Below are 15,327 nucleotides of genomic sequence, written 5' to 3'. Positions count from 1 at the left end.
CTCTTGTATCATAGCTAAGGCTGTATTTTACAGCACCATAATATAATAACAGAAATGCCAAGGCTTGACAAGGGTTTTTGCTCTTTTTATTAAAAACTTCTTCTTTTTGTAAAGCTTGAAAGTTCTAAAATGAAGTTAGCCAGCACAAGGGTATAAAAAAACACCTCAGAGAGATATAATTGTAATCACCACAACAACAATTAGAAGGACTCTGAGATGCAAGACTATTATACACCAAAAGGGAAACAGTTAACACTAGCAGACCGTAGAATGATTGAACGGTGGTTACGAGAAGGGCTCTCCCATCGTGAAGTGGCTAGGCGATTAGCCAAAGCTCCTCAAACCATTCACAATGAGGTTAAGCGTGGGCAAGTTAGACAACAAGTTCGTAAAGGAAAATATGAGCTTGTCTATTCAGCTGACTTTGCGCAAGAAGTCTATGAAACCGGCCGCAAGCGCTCTGTTAAGGAATACTCCCTAACTAAAGAGCTTAAGGAAAAGATTGTCCACTACATCAAACAGAAATACCCTCCGGAAATGGACGTCAAGGCAAAAGGTATCCATGTTCCCATCTCAACTATCTGTTATTGGATTCACCACGGACACCTGGGTTACCCAAGGGAAGCAAAAATGCGACCCCACAAGAAGTCGCAGTCATTGAAAACTGGATAAACAACTATCCAAAGAAAATACTGGATTACAAATCTCCTGGAGAGTTTTTACAAAAAGGCTAACTTGGACTTGAAATTTGATCTTTTTGTAAAACAAGTAACCGTCACTCTCATTTTTATACTAAAAAGGAGCTCTTAAAAATGCTCCCTAGTAGCTATTTAATCGAAGTTTGGCTAAATAAATTGAATTCCTCCATCTATTTGAACAGCTTGACCAGTCATATAGTCAGATTTAGGTGAGGCCAAGTAAGAGACATAGTCGGCAACATCAGCCGGAGTCTGTACACGTTCCATGGTAATCATCTTAGAGTATTGTTCTAAGTATTGACCTTTTTGTCCCCCTTTAAGTTCGACCATTTTTTCATCAATCAAGTCCCACATACTCGTTCCCACAATTCCTGGGCAATAAGCATTAACAGTAATATGTTCGTGTCCCAATTCTTTTGCGGCTGCCTGAGTTAATCCTCGAACTGCAAATTTGGTTGATGAGTAGGCACCTAAAAGATCAAAGGCAACATGGCCTGCAATACTTGAGGCGTTAATAATTTTCCGAATCTTTTCTCCGTCATCTTGTTCACGGAATTGTTCAGTTGCAGCCTGAATACCAAACAGTGTACCAAAAACATTGATTTTAAAGATTTGCTCAAAGTCTTCTGGTGTTTCCTCTTGTAAGGTTTTAATTTGCGCAATACCGGCATTATTGATATAGGTATCTAAGCGTCCAAACTCAGCAACTGCCTTTTCAACAAACTTAACATGAGCTTCTTTTTTAGAAACATCACCTACAACAAAACTTACTTTAAAGCCTTTTGCTACCAATTCATCTGCTGTTGCTTTTGCAGTAGTCTCGTTTAAATCAGCAAGAACAACCGCATAGCCATCTCGGCAAAGTTGTTCAACTATTCCTTTACCAATTCCTTGACCGCCACCTGTTACAACTGCAACTCGATTTTCATTTGTCATAATGGTACTCCTTTCATTTTTACCAGGCTAAACCAGTATCCAAAAATACTTTCAAATTCGCCTAACAACCACTATAAGAGTCATTTTATAGCTAAGAGAAAACGCTGTCAACTTTGACGAGGCAGAGCAAAGATACTTAATCATTCAAAAAAATTACACGTTTATAACAAAGGTAGAGAAAAGCAAAGCGAAAAGCATTATCAGCAAGGGTAGCAATCCAAACTGCGGCCAGGCCGTAACCCATTATAACCACGAGTAGGTAGCCGAGGCCAAGTCTGATAATCCACATTCCTAGGCTTGTTGCATAGAAAGGCAGTTTAGCCTGACCAAGTCCCTGCCAGACTGCTGTATAAATCAGGGTCCCCGACGTCATTAGACTACCGATAAAAGCGTAAAATATAACAATACTACTATAGACAATAACACTAGCATTACTAGTAAAAAGACTTGATAACTGCTCACCCAGAAGGAAGACTAAGCCCCCAACAGCCAGCATGAGCAAGCTGGCTGCCCAGTAGGTCTCACGAACAATTTTCCTGAGCGCTTGATAGTCCTTTTGTCCTAAACTATGGGCAACCAAAATAACCGTTGCCGTCGCCACGCCCATTCCTGGCATATAATCAAATTGAGTCAAAGTCTCACCGATGGCATTCCCGGCAACCGCCTTGGTTCCTAGACCAACAATCAAACTGACAATGATGACATCACCCGCCCGCATCATCAGCCTTTCACCCGAAGCAGGTAGGGCCAAATTGATGAGTTCTTTGTTTCTTAGGCGACTCTTGACGAGGTCCTTAAGATGGAGTTTAGAGGACTTCCAAAGAATCAGACTTCCCACTAAACGGGAAATTACCGTTCCCCAGGCAACACCTAGGACTCCCCAGTGACAGACAAAGACGGCTAGGGCCGACAGGAGGGCATTTAAAAAATTGGAAAAAAGACTAACATACATGGAAATTTTTGGCCGCCCCTGAGCCCGTAGGATGTTACCGAGAACTGTCATCAATCCTAGAAAAACAACTCCACCGCCAACGATAGCAAGATAGCTTCCGCCAGTCTGAGCAACATCTTTTTGCGTTCCCAAAAGAGACAAGGTTGCAGGGCCTGCAAAGATTGAATAAAGGCCCAGACAAAAGGTTAAGACAGCCGTCAATAAAAGGGAGTCCCAACTAGTCTGTTGAACTGCCTTTTCATCTTTTTGCCCTAATTTCTTGGCGATAAGGCTGGCGACTGCACTCCCCAAAGCAATCATGAGAGCCTGATAGATAGCCATAATATTATTGGCTACGGAGACGCCAGAAACGGCAACAATCCCAACCTGAGCCACTAAAAAATTGTCGACAAAACCCATCAGCATCTGCAGAAAATTCTCTATCATAGCTGGGAGGGCAAGTGCCATAATCTTCTTTTTAAATGTCATCATATTATATTATAAACAAAAAAGCCCAAGGGCTTTTTTCTATACTCCTAGATAATCTTCAACCGCCTTTTGCATATCAGCAGTTGCAACAACCGTTTTATGACGAACTTCTGCTTTTTCTAGGCCTGCGACTGCCTGAGGAATGGCAACTCCTGACAAGTTATGGAGTTCCTCGACTGCCTTGAAGTCATCCCCAGAGTCCTGACCGCTGACAGCCGATACCGCCACTCGCGGGAATTTATAGGAACTAGCTGTTGAGGCAATGACAACTGGTCTTTGGTCACCAGTTTCTTCCCTATAGGCATGATAGACCGCAGAAGCTACCGCCGTATGTGGATCTTCAATGTAGTTAGCCTCTTGGTAAACCCGTTTGATTTCAGCAGACGTTTCTTCTTCAGTAGCAAAACCAGCTACAAAATTCGCCAAAATCTCTGGACGAAGAGCCTCTAACTTGTATTCACCAGTCGCAACCAAGTTCTCCATCAGAGCCTTCGTTTTAGTAGCATCATTTCCCATCAGGTGGAAAATCAGGCGTTCCAGATTGGAAGAAACTAAAATATCCATAGATGGACTAGAGGTTACCTTGAAGTCCCGCTTCTTGTCATAAACTTTGGTTGCAAAGAAGTCCGTCAAGACCTTGTTTTCATTGGAAGCACAGATGAGCTTGGCAATAGGAAGACCGATTTCCTTAGCATAATAGGCCGCCAAAATGTTCCCAAAGTTCCCCGTTGGGACCGTCACATTAATCTTTTGACCATTTTCAATGTCGCCAGACTTAACTAATTGGGCATAGGCATAAACATAATAAACAATCTGAGGAACCAGACGACCAATATTCATGGAGTTGGCAGAGGACAGCTGCATCTTGTGGGCCAGCAATTTTTGCCCTAGCTCCTTGTCGTTGAACATCCGCTTAACATCGGTTTGGGCATCGTCGAAGTTACCTTCGATAGCTACGACGTGGGTGTTGCTACCTTTTTGCGTCGTCATCTGCAATTCTTGAATCTTGCTGACACCGCCCTTAGGATAGAAGACAATAATTTCAGTTCCGGACACATCCGCAAAGCCAGCCATAGCCGCCTTACCGGTATCCCCAGATGTCGCAGTCAAAATAACGATCTTATTATCGACCCCTTGCTTCTTAGCCGAAGTCGTCAAAAGGTGGGGCAGAATGGACAGGGCCATATCCTTAAAGGCAATGGTTGAGCCATGGAAGAGCTCCAAATTATATTGATTCCCCAACTTAACTAAAGGTGCAATCTTAGGCGTATCAAACTTGCTATCATAAGCCTTGCTAATACAAGCATCCAGTTCAGCTTCTGTAAAGTCATCCAAAAAGGCAGACAGCACCAATTTTGCCACCTCTTGATAGGAAGCATCCTTGAGCTGGTCGAAATCAAGGTCAACCTCAGGCAGGGTCAATGGAGTAAAGAGGCCTCCATCGCTGGCTAGACCTTGCAAAATAGCCTGGCTAGCGGTTACCTGATTCTGTGCATCTCTGGTTGATTGATAAATTAGGGTCATGGTCTTGTCCTCTCCTTGATAGTCTTTGGAACATTATAACACAATTGTCAGAATATCTGGCAACCTTTCAGGACTTTCTTCGGTTTGTAGTATCCGCTATACTCAAACTGCATCAATAGCTCTAAATTCAGCTTCGCCATTCTGGTTCGCTTCCTTAAGAGCTACAGAAAAGAATCCCAAAGCTAACTTGAGATTCCTAAGCCTTTATTCAGTTGTTAAGTTAATGGTGTGTTCATTATTGTCCTTGAGGGTCAAACCATCAGAGGTCTTCTTATAGGAAATTTTTTTCTCCCTTTTCAAAGTTAACCAACTTGCTGTCAGAATTTACCTTAGTAATTTCAATCTTACCGCTGACGCGGTTGACCTTGCCTTCAAATAAGGTGCCAGACACCTGCTTTTTATCAGAATCATAGCTTAAACCACCATTCTCAACTTCGCTGGAAAAGGCTTTAGTGAAACCTTTCTCATCAAGGTCTGAAGATTTAATGAGGGTGTTCATCAGATAGTTCCACTCGTCGTTAGAGAAATTACTCTTGTAGCTAGAGTAAGTCGAAGAAAAATTAGACTTCACTTCATCATAAAAATCATCATAGCTGACATTGTAGCTGACAGTTGCCTTGACAACATCGCCCTTGATAACCGTTTCTACCTTGGCATCATCCGTAAAGCTAGAATAAGCAATTTTCCCCTTATCAAAAGCCTTATCCTTCAAGTCCTTCTTCAAGCTACTTTGCAAGGTCGTAGCCTGATAGGTTCCATCAACATTCCCAGAAAAATGGCGGTAAAGAAGAATACCACCAACGATTAAGAAAATCGCAGCTAGAGCACCGACGATGCTCCAGATGATCTTCTTAGTCCGCCCTGGCTTGGCCTGAGGGGTCTGCACACAGGCCGCTTGGTTAAAGCTATTAGCAGCCATTTGTGGATTGACAAGATTGGGATCTTGATAAACCTGACCAGGCATGGCATTGGTTTGTTGAATGTTAGTTTGACCGACTACCCCAGTTGAATTGACTGCTTGGGCATTGTTAAAGGGCTGATTGGGGGCCATTGGAGTAGGAGCCACATTCTGAGCGACTAGCCCTTCCTGGCTAACCACTTCAGCTGATTGAGGCTGATTGGTTACGGTCTGACCAACTTGAGTAGTCTCTTGAGAAAAATTTTGCGAAGCCTGAGGATTAGCAGAATCTGTTGAAAAAGCAGGCTCCTGAACTGCTGGTATTGGTTTTTGACCTGTTCCCTCAGCATCATTGCTTACTTCTGAGCCAAGCTCCGTCTGACTATTGAGAGACTCTGATTGGGCGCTCTCTGAATTTGAATTGAATTCTTCTGCTGACATAGCAGCTCCTATTTAGATTAATTTAAGTTAATCCTACCATGCTTTGCCATAACTGTCAATCACCTTTGAAAGAAAATCCAACCCAAAAGAAGAAAGCCAGCTCTATTGAACTGACTTTCTCATTGACCTATTTTTTATCAAGTTTAACCTTTTCTTTACCCTCTAAGGTTACACCGTCAGAAGTTTTCTTGTAATCGTAACCTTTACCTTTTTTGAAGAGATCAACTTTATCAGACTTATCACTCGAAACTAAATCACTACCATCAAATTCCTTAGTAATAGTAATGGTACGAGACCAGCGATTAACATTCCCTTCAAAGACAGTTATAGTCGCCTTCCCAGTATCTGCATCGTATTTACCACCTTCGTCTTTAACAGATTCTTGCATCATTTCGTCAAATTCTTTTTTGAATTCAGACTTACTTTCAACCTGCATACCATAGCTGTCAGCCTCTTTCTTAGCAGCCTCATACATACCATCACGATCAACAGTAAGGCTTTCCGTTGCAACAGCCTTATCATCTTTAACAGTAACGTCAACCTTGAAAGTCATGTACTTGTTGTATTCACTATCAGAGTTATCTTTTTCCAATTTTTTAGTAAATTGCTTTTCTAAAGAAGTTGCTCGATAATGACCATCAATATTACCCGACATATACCACCAGGCAGTCCCGCCTCCAGCAATTAAAGCAATAGCAACTACAACTGATACAACAATGGTAACAATCAGCTTAACATTTGTTTTCTTCTGAGGCTGCATTGGAGCTTGACCTGGAACCACACCACCTGGCATTGAAGTTTGATTGGATTCTTGTGACATACTAATCTCCTTTTAACTATTTAAGCTAATTTTAACATTCTCCCTTGAGGCTGTCAAATTACTTCAGAAAAGTACTAATTCTTCCGCAGTTGAATAGTCTTGTCTGCCTTAAGACTCAAGCCCGAATCGGTTTTGTCAAACGGCAGAGAATTCCCTTTTTTAAAGATGTCCAAAGGATTTGAAGTCGCCTTACTATCAGCAACCGTCAGACCACCATTTCCATATACCTTGGTAATATCGATTCCATGTGTCCACCGATTAACCTTACCTTCGAAAATAGTAGCCTTTGCAGTACCAGCCTCTTCATCATAAGTCAGACCTGATTGCTTGGCTAACTTCTTGGTATCCTCGTTGAATTTTTGTAAAAATGCCTCTTCAGTCGTTGGCGTTCCGTATTGTTCAAGGTCTTCCAAAGTGACTCCTGGTTTATCCTTGATTTGGGCTTCTAACATATTCCGATACTGCTCATAAGCCTTCTTGCGATCAAAAGTTATGGTCTCCTTAGCTGTAGCCTTATCATCCTTGACCGTGACATCTACTCTAAAGGTGATGTATTGGCTGGCATCAATGTGGCTACTATCCGAACTCTCTGAACTAGATTCTTTCAATTGCTTTACGGACTCCTCTTCCAAGGTCGTTGCCCGGTAGCTCCCATTAATATCACCTGACCAGTAACGGTAGGCCGCTCCTGCTCCCCCCAAAACTAAGACAAGTAATAAGAGGCTCCAAAAGATTCTCTTCCCTTTAGATTTCTTCTTTTTAGGCTTGGCATGTGACTGTGACCGAGAAGCCGATCGACGACTATAAGTTTGTTCTGATTCAAATTCTTCCGACATCTTAACTCCTATTTATACTCGTTGCAAATCAAAAATAGGAAGGAGCAGAGATATCAGCCACTAGAGGTGTGGTCTAACAGCACCCACTATGGAGATTACTGGCTCCCTCATAAAACTGGTAAAATCAGCCAGCGTCGCAACGAACTACAGACAATACCTTCATACAGTAAAGAACGGTGCGACATAGGGTAAAAACTGTCGATATTACTACAGTTTTTTCGGGCATAAAGAACTGCCATAGCAGTCCTTATGGTAAGTCCAGATACATGATATGAACTCGCCTTGTCCGTTGGCTAAATTTAATTTTCGAAGAGCATTATTTGTGCTAAAGGCCAGCTTATCATCTAAGCAGGACCCTGTCAACGATATTTTCCTAATGTTTTTCAAATGTAATATTCTTGTTACTGACCCTTAGCAGATTTCTTGGAGGCTTGGGCAACAGCATCCTGGATAGTCTGCACATAGAGATCAGCCCCGTTGGTTGATTGAGAATAGTGAACACCATCAGTACCACCCCAAATATCAGGGTTGTCCTTGGCAGTTTGGTACCAATCTGCCACGGTAATATAATCGTTGTCCTTGGCTAACTGGAGCTCATAATCACGCACGGCTGACATCTTAGTATCTTCCTGAGAATCATAAGGAGTTACCAGAACTAGACGATGACCATCGGGGAGGGCATCTAAGAACTGCTGAATATCACTCTGATAATTATCTGGTGAATTGACCCCAACAGCTAGGACCACGGTCTCAGGCAAGGTGTTGGAATCAATATTGGTTTTGAAGGTTTCATAAGCCGCATCAAAACTCCGGCTTACTGAAGCATCAATTAAAGCATTGGGCATCTTGCTAGTAAAAGCATCCTGAGACCGCAGAGCAACCGAATCTCCAATAATCAGGACATTATTCTGAGCATTGGCATCACCAGCCGTCCTTTGGTTGGTCAAATTCATAGCTGTATCAGCCTGAGTAAGCGAATCTACCAGGACCCCAGATTCAAATTCCCCTAACTTAGGAGCCGTGACAGTGATGATTAAGCTAGCAAGCACTAAAACACCAGCCGAGCTGACAATCCATTTTTTATAGGGAGCAATATTAAGCTTGATTCCTAACATCTTAGGCTCTTTTCCAGCAATCATCGGTTCGATGGCATAGAAGGAGAGAGCTGCAAAAATTGTCGAAAGCACAAAGGTGAGCAAGCTGGCCAACCAATTTGGCATCAGCTGTGAAAAGATGATGTAAAAAGGCCAATGGAAAAGATAAATCCCATAACTGATATCTGAGAAAAAGGTGATAACCACCGGCTCATCAATAGCAGGAATCTTATCGTGCAAGGCTCTAGCTGCATAAATCATCAAGCAGGCAAAGAGGCTGGCAAGAGCGAAGCCAAAGAGATAGGTCAACTGCCCTTCATAGCTCAAAACAAAGCCTAGCAAGACGAGTAGGGCAAAACTCCCAACGAATTGGGCTAATATTCGCCGAAGGGACCAACGCTCGACATTTTTCTTGAAGCGCTTCGTCGTATCGGCAACCCCTGACATGGTTGCATAGATTGCCCCCAGATAAAAGGGAAAACTGTGACTAAAGGTCGAGAAATAGTTAAAGGAAACGTTATCCACAAGAAAGCTACTGATAAACATTATCAAATAGCCAGAAAAAAAGAGGGCAGTTGAAGCTAAAAAGATAGCCCCTCGAAAATTGACACCAGTTAATTTCCGTTTGGACAACCACCAAACCAGAATCCCCCAGAAAATGTAGAAGTGAACTTCAACCGCTAAACTCCAAGTATGGAGAAAGAGGTGGGGATTAAATTGATTTTCGTAGTTGCTGCCGATGAAAATTTCATACCAGTTAGTCATAAAACCAAAAGCTGCAACAATTTGCCGACCAATGCTGGCAATAAAATCATTTCTGACCAAGAGCGTAAAAGGCATGGTAACCAAGACCATAATCACAACTGGTGGGACGATCCGATAGAAACGCCGCTTGAAAAAGCCCAATAAATCAATACTTCTTTTCCGGTGATACTCATCAATCAAGAGAGCTGTAATCAGAAAACCTGAGAAGGCAAAAAAGACATCAACCCCGATAAATCCGCCAGGTAATGCTTTCCTAAAAAAGTGGTAAACCAGAACCAACAAGAGTCCTGTTACCCTGACAAAAGAAAACCACTTAATCCTCATTTTTGATAAATTCCTTGCTTAAACCTTCCACTGTATTTCTTCCCGTCAGCGGTCGTTAGGGTCCCCTTACCATTAGCCTGCCCTTTGCTAAATTGGCCTTTGTAGGTCCAGCCTCCCTTGGCTTTAAAAGTCCCCTGACCATCAAACTGACCATTGACAAAGTTACCTTCATACTGGTCTCCATTTTTATAAGTCAGCTTCCCCTTGCCATTCATCTTATTATTTTTGACATGACCAACATAAACAATCTTATCCTTATCAAACTTCAAAGTTTTGTGGGAACCAAAGGGTATTTTCAAAACCGAGAGGGCACACAAAAGAAGGATAATAACTGCGGCTATCTCTAAACGCTCCCTAGTCAGTTGGCTAAGATAACTCTTCAATAAATCCTTATTATTTTTATGTCTATTTACCTTAGTCTTTCTAGCCAAGACCGACACCCCTCTCTAACTAATTGATAGGTCTCTTCAAAATCGCCCGTAAACCAAGGATCTGGCACACCACCTTCAATAAAGAGTTGAATTTTGGAGGCCGAAGCTTGCGGAAATAGCGCTCGCAAATCTGCCACGTTTTCTTGGTCCATCCCAATGACAAAATCAAAATTATCCAGATCTGCCTGAGAAATCTGTTGTGAAGACTTGGTCTGATCATAAGGCACCCCATATTGTTTTAAAATAGCCTGAGTCCCTTGATGAATAGGGTTCCCATGCTCCCAAGAAGAGGTGGCCCGACTTTCAACATGAATATCAGTAGGGTCAACCATTGATTTCATGACAAATTCTGCCATAGGGCTGCGACAGATATTTCCAAGACAAACAAAACAAACTTTTTTCATAGCGCTATTATATCATAGAGATTGTAAATCTATAGGGGCAAAGCCTAGTCATTTTTAGGATTAATTCCTAGGTGTTCATAAGCTTTAGCAGTTGCCACTCGACCCGAGCGTGTCCGCATAATAAAGCCCTTTTGAATCAGGTAGGGCTCGTACATATCCTCAACTGTCTCCCGCTCTTCAGCAATATTGATGGACAAGGTTCCAAGGCCGACTGGACCACCGCCGTACATCTCAATCATGGTTTTCAGAATCTTCTGGTCGATGTAGTCTAAACCTTCTTGATCAACGTCCAACATGGTCAAAGCCTGGTCTGCAATCTTATCATCAATTAGACCATCCCCAATAATCTGGGCATAATCCCGGACCCGCTTGAGCAAGCGATTGGCAATCCGAGGAGTCCCCCGACTACGTTTAGCCAATTCAATCGCAGCTTCGTGGGTTATTTCAGCCTCAAAAATCTCAGCCGTCCGCTCAACAATCTCAGTCAAGTCAGCTGCTTCATAGTATTCCACGTGACCATTGATACCAAAGCGAGCCCGCAAGGGATTAGACAGCATCCCTGCTCGAGTTGTCGCCCCTATTAAAGTGAAGGGAGGCAAATCTAGGTGGACACTGCGACTGGCTTCGCCAGCCCCAATCATGATGTCAATGTAGAAATCTTCCATGGCACTGTAGAGCACTTCTTCAACAGCCATAGGCATCCGATGAATTTCATCGATAAAGAGAACATCCCCAGGCTCCAAATCATTGAGAATAGCCACCAAGTCTCCAGCCTTCTCAATAGCTGGACCGGAAGTTTGTTTGAGGTTGACCCCCAACTCATTGGCGATGACAAAAGCCATAGTAGTTTTCCCCAAGCCTGGGGGGCCAAAGAGGAGGACATGATCTAAGGCTTCATCACGTAGCTTAGCTGCCTCAATAAAAATAGTCAACTGATCCTTGACCTTATCCTGGCCAATATATTCTTTGAAAGTTTGAGGTCGTAGCGTTCGCTCGACCTGTTCTTCACTTTCCATCATTTCATCATCCAAAATTCTAGTCATGTAATTATTATATCACAAAAGCCCTACTCCCAAATTACGGATTACCAAAGATTTTTATTAGATTTTTTGTTGGGAATTTCGATAGAATTCATGGATATAAGACCAAAGAATAAGTAAGTCCCTACTAAACTATTAAAAGATTTTCTGCTCTCCAAACAGTTGGCCTCAAAGATAAAACGTGGGAATTTTGATAGGAATTCTAAAAAATGAAGCAAAAAAATACCCCATGACCGAAGCCATGAAGTATTTGAAAACGTTGATATAATCGGATTGATTAACGTTTTGAGAACTGGCTAGCTTTACGTGCTTTCTTAAGACCTGGTTTCTTACGTTCAACCATACGAGCGTCACGAGTAAGAAGTCCAGCACGTTTAAGTGAATCACGGAAATCTGGATCAACTTGGAGCAACGCACGGGCAATACCATGACGGATTGCACCTGATTGTCCACCGTATCCACCACCATTAACGTTAACGAAAACGTCGTAAGAACCAACAGTTGAAGTAACTGCGAATGGTTGGTTAATCACGAGACGAAGGTCTGCGTGAGGAATGTATTCTTCTACATCTTTGTTGTTTACAGTAATTTTACCAGTACCTGGAACCAAACGAACGCGTGCAACAGCGTTTTTACGACGGCCAGTACCTGCATATTGTGCTTGTGCCATTAATTATGCTCCTTTCCTCTTAGATAAGACCTGAAATATCGAGAACTTCTGGTTGTTGTGCGGCATGAGTATGTTCGCTACCAACGAAAACTTTCAACTTCATACCTTGTGCACGTCCAAGAGTATTGTGTGGAAGCATACCTTTAACTGATTTTTCAATCAAGCGAACGGCATTTTTAGAACGCAATTCTCCAGCAGAGATTTGCTTCAATCCACCTGGATACATTGAGTGAGTGTAGTAGATTTTATCAGTTGCTTTTTTACCAGTCAATTTAACTTTTTCAGCATTGATAACAATAACAAAGTCACCTGTATCAGTGTGAGGGGTAAAGGTTGGTTTATTTTTACCACGAAGTACGCTTGCTACTACCGCAGAAAGGCGGCCAAGTGGGACATCAGTAGCATCTACTACGTACCATTTACGTTCAACTTCACCTGGCTTAGCCATGTAGGTTGTTTTATTCATGATTTCTCCTATAAGTCGTTTTTGTTTACAGTGTGGATGTTCCGGTCCACGAGTTATTTCCAAAGCTTTCCGGGGCTTCTGAAATGGGGTAAACAATACCAGCTATTATCATACCAAAATCTAACCAGCCAAGTCAAGTAGTTTTCCTTTACTTTATTGTAATTTACCAAGTTTTTTGCCGAATTTTCCCAACCTCATCTTCGAGAAATCACTAAAAATGCATCTTCTGTAAAAGCTTTAAAGCCTGTCATTCCATTAATTTTCTTCTAAACAAGGCCGGCTTGTAGGAAGTGAACTTAGTTGTCCTCGTCAAAATCTTCGAATTCAACCTTAATATCCTTGATAAAGGCACTTCTCCCTTTGAATGCACCACCTCGCATCAGCAATAGAATTTTGGCATAATCCTCAGGAGCCAATTTCTGCTTAAGTTCCTTTAGCTTTTCCTTAAGGGCACAATAATCAGCTGTGTCCATCTGCTGACTAGGAATCATATGACCTAATTCAGAAATTTCCTCGTAAATCATCCTGTCAAAAGCGCGTTTTTGACTTTCCTGCTTGCGAATATTATCAAGGACATAACTTCTGAACTTTGTTTTAAAATAGATTCGTAACTTTTCTTCATCATTGGCCAAATCTGGAAATCGCTCCAATAACTGATAAAGGATAATTCGTGCCTCCTGCCTCCAGTCATCATAGGTCCATAATTTAATATAATAATCTTTAGCTAGTTTGCTAACAGTCTTTTCAACACGGCTAAATGCACTTACAAATGAAGAATCATCCATATCCAATACCTCTTTCAAACAAAATAATAAACCAGCGGTAATGACTTCTTTGACCATACCATCATCAAACTCTTCAACTTCTTCTGGTAAGGCAGAATGTTTGTTAAAAATTTCCTTGAGTTTTTCTTTGTCCATCTAAATTCTCCTTTAAATTTTTTCTTAAATTATAATAGGACTCTGAAAAATTTGGTAGTGACATCAATGTCACTATAAAAGAAATTGGACAGCAATAGATTAGCCTTGACTACTTTAAGGTAAACTCCCAAAAGAACCTTATATCTACTTATTCGAAAATTTATCAAAAAAATACTTAAAAATATTTTAAAAATTTCTCAACAATCAGCAAAAATGAAGAAACAACAGCAAATAAGGACTAAAAGATCAAAATAAATCAGCTCTGTGCTTGATAAGCCTAACACCAAATCGATGAAAAGAAAAAAGAATCCCATCATGGGATTCTTTTAATATACCGGCGGCCGGGGTCGAACCGGCACGTCCGTGAGGACACTGGATTTTGAGTCCAGCGCGTCTGCCAATTCCGCCACGCCGGCTAGTATATCAAAAACTGGGGTAGCTGGATTCGAACCAACGCATGAGGGAGTCAAAGTCCCTTGCCTTACCGCTTGGCTATACCCCAAAATAGGCGAATGATGGGAATCGAACCCACGAATGCCAGAGCCACAATCTGGTGTGTTAACCACTTCACCACATTCGCCATAAACACGGGCAGTAGGAATTGAACCCACACTGAAGGTTTTGGAGACCTTAGTTCTACCTTTAAACTATGCCCGTAATGATGGAAGGGGAGGGATTCGAACCCCCGAACCCGAAGGAGCGGATTTACAGTCCGCCGCGTTTAGCCTCTTCGCTACCCTTCCTTAATTATATCAAATTATGGCGCGAGACGGAATCGAACCGCCGACACATGGAGCTTCAATCCATTGCTCTACCAACTGAGCTACCGAGCCAAGAACCTCTTTATAGGTATTGCGGGAGCAGGATTTGAACCTACGACCTTCGGGTTATGAGCCCGACGAGCTACCTAGCTGCTCCATCCCGCGCTAATCAAAAGGAGGATGTGGGATTCGAACCCACGCGTGCTCTTACACACCTGACGGTTTTCAAGACCGTTCCCTTCAGCCGGACTTGGGTAATCCTCCAACAATAGTCCGTACGGGATTCGAACCCGTGTTACCGCCGTGAAAAGGCGGTGTCTTAACCCCTTGACCAACGGACCTTGTTGCTAATGGGCACAAGTGGACTCGAACCACCGACCTCACGCTTATCAGGCGTGCGCTCTAACCAGCTGAGCTATGCGCCCAAACTCTCGTTTGGTTTATAATTTTCATTATAAAGCGGGTGACGAGAATCGAACTCGCGACAACAGCTTGGAAGGCTGTAGTTTTACCACTAAACTACACCCGCTAAAATGGGAGTTAACGGGATCGAACCGCTGACCCTCTGCTTGTAAGGCAGATGCTCTCCCAGCTGAGCTAAACTCCCTATGTGCTAAGCGACTCCCATATCTAACAGGGGGCAACCCCCAACTACTTCAGGCGTACTAGGGCTTAACTGCTGTGTTCGGCATGGGTACAGGTGTATCTCCTAGGCTAGCGTCACTTAACTCCTTGAGTGTGCTCACTCAAAATTGAATACCTATCTATTGTATCAAGCCTAAACCAATACTGTCAATACCTTCTGAACCTTACCTTGGTCAAGTCCTCGAGCGATTAGTATTAGTCCGCTCCATGTGTCACCACACGTCCACTCCTAAC

12 protein-coding genes, 12 tRNA genes, 1 rRNA gene and 2 pseudogenes are annotated in these 15,327 nt (G+C 42.5%); 1 reads left to right on the top strand and 26 read right to left on the bottom strand.

Features of this window, described 5'->3' with window-relative positions:
* Positions 1-216: 216 nt before the first annotated feature.
* Positions 217-648 (top strand): annotated as a pseudogene (locus tag BS63_RS0109660) (transposase); the annotation flags it as partial.
* A gap of 197 nt (positions 649-845) precedes the next feature.
* Here BS63_RS0109660 and BS63_RS0109655 read toward each other — a convergent pair.
* From BS63_RS0109655 to rrf, 26 genes and pseudogenes are all read right to left on the bottom strand, one after another.
* Positions 846-1,634 (bottom strand): acetoin reductase, encoded by a 789-nt coding sequence (locus BS63_RS0109655; protein WP_002962691.1) that lies wholly within the window; start codon positions 1,632-1,634, stop codon positions 846-848.
* Between the two features lie 136 nt (positions 1,635-1,770).
* Positions 1,771-3,057 carry an MATE family efflux transporter gene (locus BS63_RS0109650; RefSeq protein WP_019777840.1) on the bottom strand — a complete coding sequence of 429 codons (1,287 nt, stop codon included), beginning with the start codon at positions 3,055-3,057 and terminating at the stop codon, positions 1,771-1,773.
* A 36-nt stretch (positions 3,058-3,093) separates the two neighbouring features.
* Entirely contained in the window at positions 3,094-4,578 is a 1,485-nt protein-coding gene (gene thrC / locus BS63_RS0109645; RefSeq protein ID WP_019773675.1) for a threonine synthase, read from the bottom strand.
* Positions 4,579-4,782: 204 nt separating this feature from the next.
* Positions 4,783-5,917: pseudogene (locus tag BS63_RS1000000111440) on the bottom strand (hypothetical protein).
* Positions 5,918-6,044: 127 nt separating this feature from the next.
* Positions 6,045-6,737 carry a hypothetical protein gene (locus BS63_RS0109630; protein ID WP_002962701.1) on the bottom strand — a complete coding sequence of 231 codons (693 nt, stop codon included), beginning with the start codon at positions 6,735-6,737 and terminating at the stop codon, positions 6,045-6,047.
* 74 nt (positions 6,738-6,811) lie between these two features.
* Positions 6,812-7,573 carry a hypothetical protein gene (locus BS63_RS0109625; protein WP_019769258.1) on the bottom strand — a complete coding sequence of 254 codons (762 nt, stop codon included), beginning with the start codon at positions 7,571-7,573 and terminating at the stop codon, positions 6,812-6,814.
* A 401-nt stretch (positions 7,574-7,974) separates the two neighbouring features.
* Positions 7,975-9,756, bottom strand: a complete 1,782-nt coding sequence (locus BS63_RS0109620; protein ID WP_019769257.1) for an acyltransferase family protein — start codon at positions 9,754-9,756, stop codon at positions 7,975-7,977.
* Entirely contained in the window at positions 9,753-10,187 is a 435-nt protein-coding gene (locus BS63_RS0109615) for an MORN repeat-containing protein (RefSeq protein ID WP_002962711.1), read from the bottom strand. The genes BS63_RS0109620 and BS63_RS0109615 overlap by 4 nt, the downstream gene beginning before the upstream one ends.
* Complete coding sequence (locus BS63_RS0109610; protein ID WP_002962714.1) at positions 10,166-10,591, bottom strand: low molecular weight protein-tyrosine-phosphatase; 426 nt, start codon at positions 10,589-10,591, stop codon at positions 10,166-10,168. The genes BS63_RS0109615 and BS63_RS0109610 overlap by 22 nt, the downstream gene beginning before the upstream one ends.
* Before the next feature lie 44 nt (positions 10,592-10,635).
* Positions 10,636-11,634 carry a Holliday junction branch migration DNA helicase RuvB gene (gene ruvB, locus BS63_RS0109605; RefSeq protein ID WP_002962715.1) on the bottom strand — a complete coding sequence of 333 codons (999 nt, stop codon included), beginning with the start codon at positions 11,632-11,634 and terminating at the stop codon, positions 10,636-10,638.
* 274 nt (positions 11,635-11,908) lie between these two features.
* Positions 11,909-12,301, bottom strand: coding sequence for a 30S ribosomal protein S9 (gene rpsI, locus BS63_RS0109600; RefSeq protein WP_019769825.1), 393 nt, complete (start codon positions 12,299-12,301; stop codon positions 11,909-11,911).
* Between the two features lie 19 nt (positions 12,302-12,320).
* A complete protein-coding gene (rplM, locus tag BS63_RS0109595) occupies positions 12,321-12,767 on the bottom strand; it encodes a 50S ribosomal protein L13 (protein WP_002962718.1) in 447 nt (148 codons plus the stop codon).
* Between the two features lie 296 nt (positions 12,768-13,063).
* Positions 13,064-13,687: a sigma-70 RNA polymerase sigma factor region 4 domain-containing protein gene (locus BS63_RS0109590; protein WP_002962720.1), complete on the bottom strand. Its 624-nt coding sequence runs from the start codon at positions 13,685-13,687 to the stop codon at positions 13,064-13,066.
* 332 nt (positions 13,688-14,019) lie between these two features.
* Positions 14,020-14,103: transfer RNA gene (locus BS63_RS0109585), tRNA-Leu, on the bottom strand.
* 14 nt (positions 14,104-14,117) lie between these two features.
* Positions 14,118-14,189, bottom strand: a tRNA-Gln gene (locus BS63_RS0109580).
* Positions 14,190-14,194: 5 nt separating this feature from the next.
* Positions 14,195-14,267: transfer RNA gene (locus tag BS63_RS0109575), tRNA-His, on the bottom strand.
* 6 nt (positions 14,268-14,273) lie between these two features.
* A tRNA-Trp gene (locus BS63_RS0109570) sits at positions 14,274-14,344 on the bottom strand.
* 5 nt (positions 14,345-14,349) lie between these two features.
* Positions 14,350-14,430 (bottom strand) — tRNA-Tyr (locus BS63_RS0109565).
* A gap of 17 nt (positions 14,431-14,447) precedes the next feature.
* Positions 14,448-14,520: transfer RNA gene (locus tag BS63_RS0109560), tRNA-Phe, on the bottom strand.
* 19 nt (positions 14,521-14,539) lie between these two features.
* A tRNA-Met gene (locus BS63_RS0109555) sits at positions 14,540-14,613 on the bottom strand.
* A gap of 9 nt (positions 14,614-14,622) precedes the next feature.
* Positions 14,623-14,712, bottom strand: a tRNA-Ser gene (locus BS63_RS0109550).
* A gap of 5 nt (positions 14,713-14,717) precedes the next feature.
* Positions 14,718-14,789: transfer RNA gene (locus BS63_RS0109545), tRNA-Glu, on the bottom strand.
* 10 nt (positions 14,790-14,799) lie between these two features.
* Positions 14,800-14,873: transfer RNA gene (locus BS63_RS0109540), tRNA-Ile, on the bottom strand.
* Positions 14,874-14,906: 33 nt separating this feature from the next.
* Positions 14,907-14,977: transfer RNA gene (locus BS63_RS0109535), tRNA-Gly, on the bottom strand.
* Positions 14,978-14,982: 5 nt separating this feature from the next.
* A tRNA-Val gene (locus BS63_RS0109530) sits at positions 14,983-15,055 on the bottom strand.
* Positions 15,056-15,060: 5 nt separating this feature from the next.
* Positions 15,061-15,176: ribosomal RNA gene (gene rrf, locus BS63_RS0109525) — 5S ribosomal RNA — on the bottom strand.
* Between the last annotated feature and the right edge of the window lie 151 nt (positions 15,177-15,327).

The sequence above is a fragment of the Streptococcus sobrinus DSM 20742 = ATCC 33478 genome, from assembly GCF_000686605.1.
Classification (GTDB): domain Bacteria; phylum Bacillota; class Bacilli; order Lactobacillales; family Streptococcaceae; genus Streptococcus; species Streptococcus sobrinus.
The sequence above is the reverse complement of the archived record's forward strand: the minus strand, read 5'-3'. Positions and strand labels throughout refer to the sequence as shown.